This is a genomic window from Chitinophaga cymbidii, from assembly GCF_007992715.1.
Lineage (GTDB): Bacteria > Bacteroidota > Bacteroidia > Chitinophagales > Chitinophagaceae > Chitinophaga > Chitinophaga cymbidii.
Window position 1 is genome coordinate 14,356 of the sequence record NZ_BKAU01000006.1, and the last position, 14,825, is coordinate 29,180.

12 protein-coding genes and 1 tRNA gene are annotated in these 14,825 nt (G+C 53.1%); 9 read left to right on the plus strand and 4 right to left on the minus strand.

All coding sequences use genetic code 11. The annotated features are described in order from the left end of the window. Positions 1–52 precede the first annotated feature (52 nt). The gene (porG, locus tag CCY01nite_RS22770) at positions 53–910 is read left to right on the plus strand and encodes a type IX secretion system protein PorG (RefSeq protein ID WP_186831214.1); all 858 of its coding nucleotides are present in this window, start codon (positions 53–55) and stop codon (positions 908–910) included. Positions 911–1,164: 254 nt separating this feature from the next. After that, positions 1,165–1,479 (plus strand): hypothetical protein, encoded by a 315-nt coding sequence (locus CCY01nite_RS22775; protein WP_146866628.1) that lies wholly within the window; start codon positions 1,165–1,167, stop codon positions 1,477–1,479. An 80-nt stretch (positions 1,480–1,559) separates the two neighbouring features. Here the strand turns inward: CCY01nite_RS22775 and CCY01nite_RS22780 are convergent, their stop codons facing one another. The 3 genes from CCY01nite_RS22780 to CCY01nite_RS22790 form a co-directional block, all read right to left on the minus strand. Further along, positions 1,560–1,958: a hypothetical protein gene (locus CCY01nite_RS22780; protein ID WP_146866630.1), complete on the minus strand. Its 399-nt coding sequence runs from the start codon at positions 1,956–1,958 to the stop codon at positions 1,560–1,562. A 568-nt stretch (positions 1,959–2,526) separates the two neighbouring features. Next, positions 2,527–3,522 (minus strand): helix-turn-helix transcriptional regulator, encoded by a 996-nt coding sequence (locus CCY01nite_RS22785; RefSeq protein WP_146866632.1) that lies wholly within the window; start codon positions 3,520–3,522, stop codon positions 2,527–2,529. 61 nt (positions 3,523–3,583) lie between these two features. Continuing rightward, positions 3,584–5,167: a peptide chain release factor 3 gene (locus CCY01nite_RS22790; protein WP_146866634.1), complete on the minus strand. Its 1,584-nt coding sequence runs from the start codon at positions 5,165–5,167 to the stop codon at positions 3,584–3,586. A gap of 112 nt (positions 5,168–5,279) precedes the next feature. On the opposite strand from CCY01nite_RS22790, the gene CCY01nite_RS22795 reads away from it, so the two are divergent. The 4 genes from CCY01nite_RS22795 to CCY01nite_RS22810 are packed head-to-tail and all read left to right on the plus strand — an operon-like array spanning position 5,280 to position 10,361. Next, a complete protein-coding gene (locus CCY01nite_RS22795; protein WP_146866636.1) occupies positions 5,280–6,530 on the plus strand; it encodes an ABC transporter permease in 1,251 nt (416 codons plus the stop codon). A 16-nt stretch (positions 6,531–6,546) separates the two neighbouring features. Next, positions 6,547–7,554, plus strand: coding sequence for a tRNA (adenosine(37)-N6)-threonylcarbamoyltransferase complex transferase subunit TsaD (gene tsaD, locus CCY01nite_RS22800; RefSeq protein ID WP_186831215.1), 1,008 nt, complete (start codon positions 6,547–6,549; stop codon positions 7,552–7,554). A gap of 12 nt (positions 7,555–7,566) precedes the next feature. Then, the gene (locus CCY01nite_RS22805; protein WP_146866638.1) at positions 7,567–9,630 is read left to right on the plus strand and encodes an alpha-L-fucosidase; all 2,064 of its coding nucleotides are present in this window, start codon (positions 7,567–7,569) and stop codon (positions 9,628–9,630) included. A 2-nt stretch (positions 9,631–9,632) separates the two neighbouring features. Next, positions 9,633–10,361 carry a tRNA1(Val) (adenine(37)-N6)-methyltransferase gene (locus CCY01nite_RS22810; RefSeq protein WP_146866640.1) on the plus strand — a complete coding sequence of 243 codons (729 nt, stop codon included), beginning with the start codon at positions 9,633–9,635 and terminating at the stop codon, positions 10,359–10,361. Here the strand turns inward: CCY01nite_RS22810 and CCY01nite_RS22815 are convergent. Continuing rightward, positions 10,324–11,562, minus strand: coding sequence for an NAD(P)-dependent oxidoreductase (locus CCY01nite_RS22815; protein WP_146866642.1), 1,239 nt, complete (start codon positions 11,560–11,562; stop codon positions 10,324–10,326). The genes CCY01nite_RS22810 and CCY01nite_RS22815 overlap by 38 nt on opposite strands. A gap of 173 nt (positions 11,563–11,735) precedes the next feature. Here CCY01nite_RS22815 and CCY01nite_RS22820 point away from each other — a divergent pair. From CCY01nite_RS22820 to CCY01nite_RS22830, 3 genes are all read left to right on the plus strand, one after another. Beyond that, positions 11,736–11,819 (plus strand) — tRNA-Leu (locus CCY01nite_RS22820). A gap of 116 nt (positions 11,820–11,935) precedes the next feature. Next, complete coding sequence (locus CCY01nite_RS22825; RefSeq protein WP_146866644.1) at positions 11,936–12,757, plus strand: class I SAM-dependent methyltransferase; 822 nt, start codon at positions 11,936–11,938, stop codon at positions 12,755–12,757. 177 nt (positions 12,758–12,934) lie between these two features. After that, the gene (locus CCY01nite_RS22830; protein ID WP_186831216.1) at positions 12,935–14,821 is read left to right on the plus strand and encodes a sensor histidine kinase; all 1,887 of its coding nucleotides are present in this window, start codon (positions 12,935–12,937) and stop codon (positions 14,819–14,821) included. The last annotated feature ends 4 nt before the right edge of the window (positions 14,822–14,825 follow it).

The following is a 14,825-nucleotide window of genomic DNA, read 5'->3' on the forward strand; positions in this document are numbered from 1 at the left end:
TTCCGGTGTCTGCCGCGTTCTTATAATCGGTAACCTATTAAACCATACTACATTGAAAAAGATCCTTGGATTTGTTTTGATGCTTTCAACCCCGGTTTTCACGTACGCACAGGATTGGCATGTTGGCCTTATAGGCGGGATCAGTAATTATAGCGGAGACCTGAACGAAAAACGTGTTGACTTCAAATATACCCGCCCCATGGTAGGGCTGATGGTAAAAAAAGACATCAACCGCTTCCTGACCCTGCGGGGGGGCTTCAGTTTCGGTATGATCGCCGGAGCGGACAGCACCAATAAAAGCGCTGCGCTTGTAGCCCGTAACCTCAGCTTCCGTTCTCCCATCTGGGAAGGGCACCTGGGCGCAGAACTGAATATTCTCGACATCGACGATAAAGGTTTTACGCCTTACATTTTTGCGGGCGTATCCCTGTTCAGCTTTTATCCCACCACGCGGGATTCCGCGGGTAACAAGATCGCGTTGCGCCGCCTGAGCACAGAAGGGCAGGGGCTTCCGCAGTACCCTGAAAGAGGGAACCAGTATGCGCTGCACCAGATATCCATTCCCTTCGGCGTGGGCTTCAAATATATTTTCACAGAGAAATTTACACTTGGCATAGAAACCGGTCTGCGCGCCACTTTCACCGATTACCTGGACGATGTGAGCACAACGTATATCGATCAGAATACGTTGCTTGCCGAAAGGGGACAGACGGCGGTGGACTTCGCCTGGCGCGGCGATGAAGGCAGCGGAAAATTTACGCCATCGCCTTATCCGATGGACGGCGCACAGCGTGGTTCACCGAAGTACAAGGACTGGTATATTTTCACCGGCATCACCGTTATGTACCGCATCGGCGGCGGCAACGGCATGCGCAGCACCAATTTCTCGCGCTGCCCGCGGGTAAACTGATTTTGGCATGATGGTTGTTGATATCAGCGTATCACCCCCAATCAAGTCCAAATAGAAAAAGCAAAGATTGTCCGTTTACGCGGGCAATCTTTTTTTATGGACATTCCAATCATGATAACCTCCAAATGCTTGCTGGTAAAGGACTGTGGAAGAATGTCAACACATTGGCATACTTCTTGAATTTACGGTAGCAGGTTCAGCCGCCAACATCAAAAGGGGATGAACGAAAAGAAGTGAATCTAAAACAGCAGGTTATGAAACAGTTACTTCTGATGACGCTCCTCCTCGGAGCAACGATTGCAGTGCAGGCACAGCGAAGAGATCATCATCACCATCCATCGAAAAAGCATTATCATCATGACGACAGACGGGGCAAAGGGCATTACAAGCATAAAAAATACGTGAAGTACCGCGACCGTGATTACTATGATTACAGGGATTACAGAAGGCGTGATTGCAGGAACGATCATGTGGTAGTAGTCCATCCCGGTATTCCTTTCCCTCCTCCGCCTCCTCCGCTGCCAATTCCGCGCAGGCCGAGGATTACGGGAGTGATCGTGATCCGTTAATATTTCTGATATCACAATAAGTGCCAGGTCCGGTTCTCCGGACCTTTTTTTTATTCGGAGCAGCGCCGGCCTGGTAATTTTTACAGCAGAAGCAGCACGGCAACGGCTGTCACCAGCACAGACAAGAGCAGCCTGAACTGGCTGTTGAAGCGCAATATGCGCCCGATGCTGAAGCACACCACGCCTGCGGCGAGACCGGCCAGCACCTTGAAGCCGATCGCAAAATAACGCATGACATCCGGGGAAAGGTCCAGGAAAAAGAAGGTGGCGAGTAAAGCGATCACCAGCAGCGTGCCACCTATGACCGTTCCGCCGTTGTTCGTGGAAGCTTTATAATTTCCGAAATAGCTTCCCCAGGCTTTCCTGCTCATTTCGGCGTGGTACTTTTCGTACCTGCCCGCACTTGTGGTGGGCTCGTAGGACCAGCCGCCTGCCACGGCCTGCCGTGCTTTTCGTACATCATCTTGTTCGGAGTCCATATGAATCAGTTTTGGTTACGTGAAATCAGTGCCGGTCTTTTAACCAGCGCTTTTTGGGGCGGTTCTTCATATGGAGTATGGGAATGATTGTTACCTGTAATTTAAATCAAAAAAATCATTTTTCCGCATTGCGCAAATCAAATTTCCAAATACATAAATCACCGTCAACGGATGGGACTACTTTTGTTGCGGAATTTAAAGACAATCTTTTCTTTATTTATCACGCAATAATTGAGTTGGTCGTACAAGAAAACGGCGCCTTTTTCAAGGCGCCGTAGCTCTTATAAAGAACTGTGCCCCAAGCTTTCGCTCCGAAGCACAGCCTTTCGGTTTTCCAGTAGAATACTGGTTCCTATCCCCTCAAACCCTCTTTATCATCTCCTCATTATCTTCCCTCGCCAAATTTGCCTTCCGCCAAGATTCAAATTGACGACGCAAAGATACGCCGGGGCACAGCCCTGCTGTTAGCCCATACTGGCTATGCAGTGATCCAAAACGACAGTTGGGAATCAGGCCGCCAGGTAGCGGTCACGCAATGATCTCAAGCGACAATGGGAAACGGCGCCGGTCAGGAGTTCACCAGTGCGCTGGGCGCCACGGAAAACACGGTCTTGAAGGCTTTCGTGAATTTACCGAGGTTGTTGTAGCCGAGCAGGTACCCCACCTCGGAAACGTTCATCCGCTGCTGTTCCAGCAGCTCGCGGGCTTTGTGCATGCGCACGTTCTTGTAGAACTGGTAGTAGGTATGACCGTATATCTGCTTGAAAAGGGTCTTGAATTTCGTGGGAGACATGGCGGCTTTCCGCGCGGCTTCTTCAATAGGGGGGCAAGCATCCTGGTAACCGTCCAGCAAGGCGCGCCTTATTTCCTCAAGCCGGGAGATATCGTCCGGATGCACCTTCCGCCCCGGCCCGCTGCGGCGCTGTTCCACCCGCAGCAGCAGGTGGTGGCATAGCTCCAGCGCCCGGGAATGCAGCAGCAGGTTGTTCAGCCGCCCGTCATGCAGGTGTTTGTCGATATCCTTTACGATAGCCATGAATTGCATGTCCAGGCATTCAACATGATAAATTGGCTTCTTGTTGCTGATGATGCTTTGCAGCAGCGGCTGCTGCGTTTCGGGTTGCCGGTTGATGAAGTTGCATATCCGTTCATGGGACAAGCCGATAAAAATAATATGATAGTGATAGGTGGGTTTGAAAATGTAAGAAATGGCGAGGAGGGGAGAGCTGAAGTAGATGCCGTTTTCGCTTCCATAACCCAGTTTGTATTCCCTTTCCCCGGTCATGGCTTTGATCAGCTGATCGCTGAGGTTGGATGCCAGTACATAGAAACCTGTGCCTGATCCGCTTTGCTGAATGAAGGTGACCGGCCTGCGAAAGGTGGCTTCTGCCTTGAGCAAATGGAGTCCCGGTTCTATCACGATCCTGTAGAATTCCCCTTTCCCGATTGTATTGTCAAACACCAGCCGGTGTTCGTCAAATGTGGCATCCAGTTGAGGCCCGATCTGGGGAAACCAGTATTCGTCGTTCTTATAGCTGACCTGCAAGGGTTTCTGGGTGTTCATAGACAATAGATACTTCCTGAAAATACGAAAAAATAATGGTCGCCACGGGGACGACCATTATTTATTTATGTATTTCCGAAGAAAAATGGAACTCGATGTCCGGGTTATTCGCCCGTTCGGTATTGAGGTACCATTCGGACTGCGCGAGGTAGACCAGGTGCCCGTCTTTGTCGTGCACCACGTTGGCGCTTTTGAAGCGGATGAAATCTTCCAGCTTCTGCTTCGGCCCTGTGATCCAGCAGGCTTTGTAGAAGGGCAGGGTGTTGAACTGGCAGGCGGCGCCGTATTCCTGCAGCAGGCGGTACTGTATCACCTCAAATTGCAGGTCGCCCACGCAGCCGATGATCTTGCGGTTGCCGTTATGCTGCGTGAAAAGCTGTGCCACGCCTTCGTCGGTTAACTGGCTGATGCCTTTTTCGAGCTGTTTGGTTTTCATCGGGTCTTTGTTCACCAGCTCCTTGAACAGTTCCGGAGAAAAGCTGGGAATGCCGGTAAAATAAAAATCTTCTCCTTCGGTAAGGGTGTCCCCGATCTTGAAGTTGCCGGTGTCAAAAAGGCCCACCACGTCGCCGGGATAGGCATCATCTACAATATTTTTTTCCCGCGCCAGGAAGCTGTAGGGGTTGGCGAAACGCACATCCTTGTCCAGCCGCACGTGATGGAAATATTTATTCCTTTCAAATTTCCCGGAGCACACGCGCAGGAACGCGATCCGGTCGCGGTGGCGTGGATCGAGGTTGGCGTGGATCTTGAAAACGAAGCCGGAGAATTTGTCTTCGCCCACTTTTACGAGGCGGGTACTGGCCTCGCGGTCACGCGGCGTCGGCGCGATCTCCACGAAAGTGTCCAGCAGGTCTTTTACGCCGAAGTTGTTCACGGCGCTGCCGAAGAACACGGGCGCCAGCTTGCCTTCGAGATAAGGTTGTTTGTCGAATTCATCGTATACGCCCTCGATCAGCTCCACGTCGTTGCGGAGCTGCGCCGCGTCGGCAGCATTGAACAGCTGGTCTATCTGCGGGCTGGCAAGGTCGGGCATGGGCACGATATCATCGTCCGTGGCCTTGCGGTTGGCGGCGAAGCTCACAAAACTTTTATCGTACAGGTTGTATACGCCTTTAAAATCTTTTCCCATGTTGATGGGCCAGCTGAGGGGGCGCACGCGGATGTTGAGCAGCTCTTCCAGTTCATCCAGCAGGTCGAACGGGTTTTTGCCGTCGCGGTCCAGCTTGTTCACAAAGATGATCACGGGCGTGTCGCGCATGCGGCAGACTTCCATGAGCTTTTTGGTCTGCTCTTCCACGCCTTTTACGCAGTCGATCACCAGCACCACGCTGTCCACTGCGGTGAGGGTGCGGTAGGTATCTTCAGCGAAGTCCTTGTGGCCGGGGGTATCCAGCAGGTTCACCAGGATGTCGCGGTATTCAAAGGTCATCACGGAAGTAGCCACGGAGATACCGCGCTGGCGCTCAATTTCCATGAAGTCGGAGGTCGTATGCTTCTTGATCTTGTTGGACTTTACCGCGCCCGCCGTCTGGATAGCGCCGCCGAACAGGAGGAATTTCTCCGTGAGGGTGGTCTTGCCCGCATCCGGGTGGGCGATAATGGCAAAGGATTTCCTTTTGTTGATCTCGTTCGCGTATTTCATCTTAATTGGCCAAGAAAGTTAAATGGGGGCAAAGGTACATTTTCCCGCTGATTTTCCTGCCGGCGGTCACAAACCTGACGGCCCGCGTCATTTTATACCCTAAATTTGATACATGTTCTCTACCCTGAAGATATTATGGAGCAGCCTGAAAATGGCATTGCAGGAGCTGCGGGTCAATAAACTGCGGACCTCCCTGTCGTTACTGGGCATCACCATCGGCATATTTTGCATCATTGCCGTGCTGACGGTGACCGACAGCATGGAATCCAATATCCGCAGCGACCTGAAATCCCTCGGCACCAACGTTATCTACCTTCAAAAATGGCCCTGGGACGGCGACGGCGAATGGTGGAAATACATCAACCGCCCCCAGCCGAAGTATTCCGAGATGAAACAGATCAAGGACAAAGTAGCCACTTCAGATGCGGTGACCTTCGTTTTCTCCTCCGGCAACCAGAAGATCGAATATGGCATTGACTATATGGAAGGCGCGGAAATGCTGGCGGTGACGATGGACCTGGAAAAAATGCAGTCGGTAGACATCGCCGTGGGGCGCTATTTCAGTCCCGCCGAACTGCTGCAGGGCGCCAATGTGATCGTATTGGGCGCCAACATCTGGGAAGGGCTGTTCCTCACGCCGGAAGCGGCCATCGGCAAGGTCATGCGCTTTGCCAACCGGAATTGCAAAGTGGTAGGGCTGCTGAAGAAAAAAGGAGAAAGCCTGATGGGGGGCGTGATCAACGACAATACCATCATCCTGCCATACCTCTTCGCCCGCACGATCGTGGATGAAAGACGTTATGCCGAGCCGTTCTACATGGTGCGCGCCCGGCCGGACGTAACCGTGGGGCAGCTGAAAGATGACCTGACGGGCGCCATGAGAGCCATCCACCGCCTGAAACCCACGGAGGAAAACGATTTCGCGCTGAACGAGATCACCACGGCGCAGGACGAGCTGGAAAGCATTTTCGGCAATATCAACCTGGGCGGCTGGATCATCGCGATCTTCGCCCTGATCGTAGGCGGCTTCGGCATCGCCAACATCATGTTCGTGACCGTAAAAGAACGCACCAATATCATCGGCCTGAAAAAAGCCATCGGCGCAAGGCCCTCTATTATCCTGCTGGAATTTTTGCTGGAAGCCATCCTGCTTTGTATGATCGGCGGCGCCATGGGCCTGCTGTTCGTTTACGCGGGCACGCTGATCGCCGGGAATTTCTTCAGCAGCTTCCAGATCGCGTTGTCCAGCGGCAACATCATCCTCGGCCTCACCATTTCCGGCATTGTAGGGATCATTGCGGGATTTATCCCCGCTTTTTCCGCCAGCCGCTTAGATCCGGTTGTTGCCATCCGCAGCAATTAGTAATTTTGCGCCCATTATGCCGATCTCTATTCTAGCTATTGAATCTTCCTGCGACGAAACGAGCGCTGCCGTGATCGTTGATGGAAAAGTGCTGTCCAATATCATCGCCAACCAAACGGTGCATGAGCAATACGGCGGCGTGGTGCCGGAACTGGCTTCCCGCGCCCACCAGGAGAACATTGTGCCGGTGGTGGACCTGGCGCTGCGCAAATCCGGCGTCCGCAAGGAAGATCTCAGCGCCATCGCCTTCACGCAATCTCCGGGCCTCATCGGCTCGCTGCTGGTAGGCAGCTGCTTTGCCAAATCCATGGCGCTCGCGCTGAACATCCCCCTCATCGGCATTCATCATATGCAGGCCCACGTGCTCGCCAATTTCATCGATGATCCCAAACCGGCCTTTCCGTTCCTTTGCCTTACCGTTTCCGGCGGCCATACGCAGATCGTACTGTGCGAAAGCCCGCTCAACATGAAAGTGATCGGTGAAACGCTGGACGACGCCGCGGGCGAAGCCTTTGATAAAAGCGCCAAGCTGCTCGGGCTGCCTTATCCCGGCGGGCCGCTGGTGGACAAATACGCGAAAGAAGGCGATCCGCATAAATACCGCTTCCCGGAACCGCAGATACCCGGCCTGAACTTCAGCTTCAGCGGGCTTAAAACCGCCATCCTTTATTTCCTCCAGGAAAACAAAGCGAAGCAGGCGGACTTTGTAGACGTACACCTGAAAGACATCTGCGCTTCCATCCAGCACCGCATCATCACCATCCTGATGAACAAGCTGGTAAAGGCATCGAAGGAAACGGGGATCAAAGAAGTGTGCGTGGCCGGCGGCGTAAGCGCTAACTCCGGGCTGCGCAACGCCTTGCAGGAATACGGCGCGAAGCACGGCTGGAACGTGTACATCCCCGCCTTCCAGTATTGTACGGACAATGCCGGGATGATCGCTATGGCCGCGCATTACAAATACCTGGCCGGCGCGTTCAGTCCGCTCGACACAATTCCCAGCGCCCGCGCTGCTTTTGAATAATAAAGACTTCCCATGATAAAAAGAACGATCACCGTCCTGATGCTCGCATGCATCACCAGCACTGCCTTTGCACAGCTGAAGGAATGGAAAGACCAGAAATACTCCATGTTCATCCACTGGGGCGCTATTTATTCCACGCTGGGCGGCATGTGGGAAGGCGAAAAGGTTTCCCGCGGCTACAGCGAGCAGATACGCGCGCATCACGGCGGTATCTACAGCGATAACTACGCGGCCGTCGCCAAACGGTTTCAGCCGGACCAATGGAACCCCGATTCCATCGCGCTGCTGGCAAAGGCGGCGGGCATGAAAAGCATTGTGATCACGTCCAAGCATCACGACGGGTTCTGCATGTTCCATTCGGCTTATACGGATTTCAATGTGGTGGACGCCACGCCCTACAAACGCGATGTCATCAAAGAACTGGCGGAAGCCTGCAAGCGGCACGGCCTGAAAATGGGACTGTACTTTTCGCTGATCGACTGGAACTATCCGCAGGCATACCCGATATCCAGCAGCAACAGCGATCCTATTACGCCGGAGCATCACGACTATAACAAGAAGCAGGTGACCGAGCTGCTGACGAACTACGGCCCGATCTCGGAGCTGTGGTTCGATATGGGCTCGCTCACGCCCGCGCAAAGTAATGAGCTGGCGCAGCTGGTGCACCGGCTGCAACCGGATTGCATGGTCAGCGGTCGCCTTGGTAATGATGCGGGTGATTTTTGCGTGATGGGCGACAATGCTTATCCCGATTACAAGATCGCTACGCCCTGGCAAACGCCGGCGTCGGTATATGATGAAACCTGGGGCTACCGTTCCTGGCAGGAGCATGGCAAGATGGAAGACAAAGCGCGGGAGAAGCTGGGCGGGCTGATAAAGGTTGTAGCGAGAGGCGGGAATTATTTGCTGAACATTGGCCCGCGTGGCGATGGTTCGGTAGTGGAATTTGAGCGGGACGTGCTGCTGCGTATCGGCGACTGGCTGAAAGTGAACGGTGAAGCGATATATGGCACCCGCGCGAATCCTTTTGACCATACTTTTGAATGGGGAGAAGTGACGGCGAAAGACGGGGCGCTTTACCTGCATCTTTTCAAATTGCCGGAAAACCGTATGATACAGCTGGCTGGACTGCAAGGGCCGGTAGCGGATATTGACGTGCTGGGGGATGAACAGAAAGGTTTCAGGATGAAAGGAACAGCGTTGTTGCTGCCGGAGGGTTTTACGCTGGATGGAAAAATAAAGGTGCTGCGCCTCCGGTTGAGCGGCAAAACGCAAATACTGCCGCGGGAGCCGCTGCCCGCCGGCACCCGGCAACTGACGCGGGACAATGCCGAAAAGCTGTACAGCATTTCCGGCGGCGATTATGAAAGCTATTACCGCAGCACGGTGGGATATTCCTGGTTGTTCAAAACCCGCAGCCGCACGCCGGTATTGTGGTTCACGGAGCAGGAGAAGGGCAGGAAGGTGGCGTTCGATGTGAACGGGGAACAAAAAGTGATCACGCTCGAAGGGGAGCGGACGGAAATACCCGCTGCGGATGTGAGCTGGGGAGCGATGTACCTCGCCGGTCCGCACTGGGGCGGCATTACGTGGACGCATGAAGGGCTTGAAAAAGGAACGCCCGGCGATAAATGGAAATTGCAGCGGGACTGGAAGAACGGACAGCGGTATGAGCTGCCGTCTTCCCGCAACGGGAACTGGTATGTGATGCAGGAGCTGACGGCGGCAAAAGCCGGGCGTCGTATTGTACGCATCACCAGCGGCGATGGTGTGCAGGTGTTCCTCAACGGCCGGGAGCAGGTGGTGCACAACAACCCGGAGCGCGGCGGTACACAGCAGGAGTATCTGTTGCTCGACCTCGAAGCGGGGCGCAACAGCCTGGTGGTGAAATGTTATAACCGGTTTGCGGATACCACTGTTTTTTCGATCGATACGGATGTGCCGCAGGTGCTGTACCGCCAGCCGTTGCCGGTGCGCTTTGATGCGAAAGGGATCAACCGCTGTCATGTGCAGTTATATCAGCCTGCGTCGCCGCATAGCGATATGCGCCTGCCGGGGCTTGTGATAGCTTTGTAAAGATGGGTAACACATATTTTAAGTTCAAGCAGTTTACCGTACACCAGCAGGGCAGCGCCATGAAGGTGTGTACGGACGCCTGCATACAGGGGGCTTTCACGGCGCTGCATGCAGGGAACGCCGCGCGGGTGCTGGATATCGGAGCGGGGACGGGGTTGTTGAGTTTGATGCTGGCGCAGGGGATGGTGGATGCTGATCCCGCAAGACCGGCCCCGGTCCACATCGACGCCATTGAACTGGATGCCGCCGCCGCCACACAGGCACGGGAGAACTTCGATGCCTCGCCCTGGAAAGACCGTTTACATCTTATTCGCGATGACATCCGCCATTATCATCCCGCCACCCAATACCCCTTCATCATCACCAACCCGCCTTTCTTCGAAAACGACCTGAAAAGTCCCGATCACCAGCGCAACGCGGCCATGCATGCCGTATCACTGGATTATGAAGCGCTGCTGGATGCTATCAGGAGGTTACTGACGCCGGATGGCCGCTTCTCCGTATTGCTGCCCTACGAAGGGTTTCAGCGTTTCCGGAAGCTGGCGGCGGATTTTGTGCTGCAGGAATTGCTGGAGATCAGGCAAACGCCCGCGCATGGCTATTTCCGTGCGGTGGGAATATTCGGGAAGTCCGGGACGCTGCACCGGGAAGAGCTGACCATCTATGATGATCAGCGGCAATACACACCCGCATTCATTCAACTGCTGAAGCCTTATTACCTGTACCTGTAGCGTATTCCTGCAAATAGGCGTAACGTTCGGTGAGCCTGCCGTTGCGGGTGATGGTGGCTTTTTCGATCAGGGGGCTTTTATCTTTCAGCAATTCATCAAATACATATTTCATCAGCTGGTCGCCGAAGAACTGCGATGCGTCGCGGGGCAGCTCATTGGGCAGGTTGCCGACGCACATCATGGTGACGGCGTCTTCGTCATAGGGCGCTGTTTTCTTTTGGGTATAACGGTTAACCCCGTACGAAGGGTTTTCGATGGTGCCGTCGCCAAGGTTGCAGGGAATGGAGCCGTGTTTATCGTCCGTGATGTCCGCGATCACGCGGATGCGGAAATTGTCCTTCGTGAGGTCGCTCCAGGTGAAAAGCGGCTCGATGCCCTTTTCCCAGTAGATCCCGTTCATCAGGATGTCGCTGCTGGTCACGTAAGGGAGGAATTTGCAATCGTATTTCTCCGGGTTGGCATGGAAATCCTCGCGGCTGTACGTCTTGTCCGTTTTCCTGAGATACAGTTCCCCGGCCTTCAGCTGGGTATAAACAGGGTAGGCGTAGTCGTTAAAGAGAAATTCCTCCGGCGGTATGTACTTGATGGCCAGCAGCCCCATCACTTCCAGGATGCCCGCGGTCACGCGCCCCGAGCCGGTAGCCACGATCTTCAGCGGCGGCAGCTTCACGCCGAAATAATGGGTGATCAGCTCCTGGAAGTCGTGGCACTCATGCACTCGCTTGAAACTGAAAAGCCCCGTTCTCCGCCCGTATTCCAGCAGGCCGTTATGCGCGCCCACCACGCCGGCGAAAAAGCCGAAGCCCAGTATCCGTTGCCCGTCTTCATGCACGAGGCATTCGTAGTCGATCAGCGTGATGTTTTTCTCCATAATGCTTTGCAGCATGGCCTGGTTCTGCGGCTGCTGCTTTTTGGTATGGGAGAAAAAGAGGTAGGTTTTACCCGGTAACAGGCGCTCCACCGGCACTTCCTTAATGCCCAGGAGAATGTCGCAATGCGAGAGGTCCTCCTGCATCGGCACGCCCGCCGCGATGTATTCCTCATCCTTGTAGCTGCGGTGCGGCGATGGCTGAACGGTGATCTGGATACCGGAGTAATGCGTCATGATCCACTTGCATTGCAGGGGTGTAAAAGCAACGCGGTTATCCTGCGGTATCTTTTCTTCCCGTATCAGCCCGATGTGAGTAAGTTGCGCTGTCATAGTTTTTTGGGTATCATCAACGAATGCTGCAACGTTACTGTAAATTTGCTTTTCAGCAAAATAAGGAGCGGGCCGGCGAAGGAATTTGGCTGCAAACAAAAAATTATATTGCGGATTATAGATAGATTATCTACATTTGCGCCCCATGATCGGGCGTTTTAGTCTGATTCATTGCCCAGATGGCGGAACTGGTAGACGCGCTAGACTCAAAATCTTGTTTCGGCAACGGAGTGCAGGTTCGATTCCTGTTCTGGGCACCTGGTTATCAAAACGGTCAAAAAAGGCTCACAGAAGGTGGGCCTTTTTTGTTGAGCCGCCGGCCCGGAAAGGCAGCTGGCGTGATTGTTGCGGCCGCCTGTAAAACGTAATATGTATGAGTGATACCTCAATACCGGTTTCTTCTTTTGATTGCCACGGAGAAGGCGCTTCCCATTACGATCATTTTCTCGGCCCCCTGTTCTTTGAACCCTATGCCGTAGAAGTGGCAAAACGCATTGATCCCGTCCCGGTTTCGCTTGCACTGGAGATTGCCGCCGGAACGGGCCGGGTTACACGTCATATCCGGGAACGGATCGCAACCACTGCAAAACTGATCGCTTCGGATATCAGTGAAGATATGCTGGCTGAAGCAAAGAAGAAATTAAGCCATCCTGATATTGACTGGCAGCTTATAGATGCGGAAAATCTTCCGTTTAAAGACAATAGCATCGACCTGATCGTTTGTTGCTTCGGATATATGTTCGTTCCGGATAAGCCGAAAGCATTTGCCGAAGCTTACCGTGTTTTAAGGCCCGGAGGCGTGTTTTTGTTTACAACCTGGGATAAACTGGAGCATAACGCGGTGTCCTGGACTTCCAGGTTAGTAGCAGAAGAATATCTGAAAGGCCCGCTGCCCGAATTGTACAATCTTGCTGTGTCGATGAGTGATGAAGCTGCCATCAGACAGCTGTTGGAAAACACAGGGTTCTCCAAAACAGCTGTTGAAAAAGCAGCGCAATTGTCGGTTTGCCCCACTGCGAAGGAAGCAGCGGCCGGACTGGTTGAAGGCGGGTTTATGTTTAAGGAGATCAGGCAGCATCATCCCGAATGGATAGAGGAGATAAAGATCAGGCTTGAAAAAGAGCTCTCGGAAAAATTCGGCGCCGCGCCGATGATCGCTCCAATGAGCGCTGTAATCGGCCAGGCATGGAAATGATCATTTGAAGAAGCCAGTCCTGATCTTGAGGTTTTTTTATATTTTTGCCTGATTTTTCTAAAAGCCCTCTCCGCAGGTACATTCCTCCATTGCCGCTTCTCCAATACTCATTTTTTAGCAATGAATTTAAGGCCGCCACTATACCTATGCTTTGTACTGTTTGCTATTTCCGCAATTTTGCCCTCGTGTAAATCCAGTTCCGGGGATATCGCGCCGGCGCCGCAGGAGATACATCTTACAGATCACCTGGCCATCCGGGAGGATAGTATCGCGGATGCAACTGCCGCCTTGTCAAAATTACACACCTTTCAACCCCTGCAGGATTTCCGGTTACAGAATAAAACCGGCGTTTACTGGCTGACGGCTCCTTTACCCGACATCACAGGGCCGGTGGAGACCAGCGTGATATCTTTCAGCAATCTCACGTATGTGGACCTCTATATTTACAAAGGAGGCCGGTGTATACTGCATAAAAAAGCGGGGGCCTTCCGCAAGGAAAGCGAACTGGCCCGGGGAGATGGCCGCTTCTGGTTCTCCCTGCCGTCCAATCTGCGGGTTGACAGCTGTACGCTGCTGTTGAAAGTAGAGCACACCAAACACTATATCCCCCGTTTTGACTTTGTTATCCAGGACGGATATGATTTTTTCCGGCAGCAGCAAAAGGACGATGCGATGGAGCTGCGCCTGCAGGGCGTACTGTGGATATTTGTGCTCTACACCCTGCTATGCTGGTTTGCGACCCGGAACAGGACTTACGGCTGGCTGCTGCTGACCATTGTGGCGGTTACCTTTTATAACCTTTGCCCCAGCGGATATTTCATAAAATGGTTTTTCCCGGAAGCGCCTGCTGTCGGCTGGTTGTTCAATATACATTTTGTACACCTGGGCATGGCGGGACTGTATATGCTGACGATAGACTTCTGGCGGATTCGCGTACAGGCGCCACGGTTATATCTCGCCTGCATGATCGCAGTGGGATTTGTAGCATTGTTTTCCGTGATCAGCTTTTGCATCAACTTCTTTACCGGCAACTTTGCGCTGATGAATTACCTCAATCTCTGGTCGTACGTTGCGCACATCGGTTTCGCGGCCGTGGTGATCTGGAAGCTCTGGCCCCGCCTCGATCCAACGCAGAAGTATCTCGCATACGGAATATGGATGTTCGTGGCTTCCTGCATTTTTGTGTCGGTACGCATCCTGGTGCTGAAGGAGCAGGCGTTTGTGAACATCACCTATATGTCCAGCATCATGATCATCAGCATCTTTTTCATGGTCTTCGCCGGCCTTGCCAAAAGCCAGCAAAGAGCGGAAAAGGAAAGACAGCTGGCCCTTGAAAAGCTGAACAGGTTGCAGGAATACCAGAATACGCTGCTGGAAGATAAGGTGAAGCAACAAACAGCGGAACTCAACACCAACAATATCCGGCTGACCCGCCAAAACAGGGCGCTGGCGGAAAGAAACGAAAAGATCGCCATCCTCATCAACGAGCTGAACCATCGCGTTAAAAATAACCTGCAACTTTTATACAGCCTGATCAGCCTGCAGCTGCCGGGCATTAAGGACCATGCTTCCCGTGAGGTACTCACCAGCAATATTAACCGGATCAAGGCCATGATACTGGTGAATAGGCGGTTCTTCCACCTGGAAGAGCTGCAGCTCGTGAACCTGGGGGACCTTACAAAGGAACTGGCCGCCAATATCAAACAGATCTACAGCACGCAGCGGACGGTGTTGATAAGAACCGATTTTGATGAGGGGATTCAGCTGGACAGCCGGAAGGCGCTCTACTTTTCACTCGTCGTTTCCGAGCTGCTGACCAATTCTTTTAAATATGCTTTTAATCATGCGGCAACAGGACTGATCCATATTTCCGCCATTAAAATGAACGATGTCATTGTCTGCCGGTACGCGGATAATGGAACGGGGCCGCAGCAGCCCAATGCCAACAGCTCTTCCCTCGGCCTGTCGCTGGTGAAAGACCTGGTACGGCAAATGAACGGGCAGATATCGGAATTCACCGCTCCCGGTCTTGTGTACGAATTAACTTTTCCTTTTGGTTCCTAAAAAA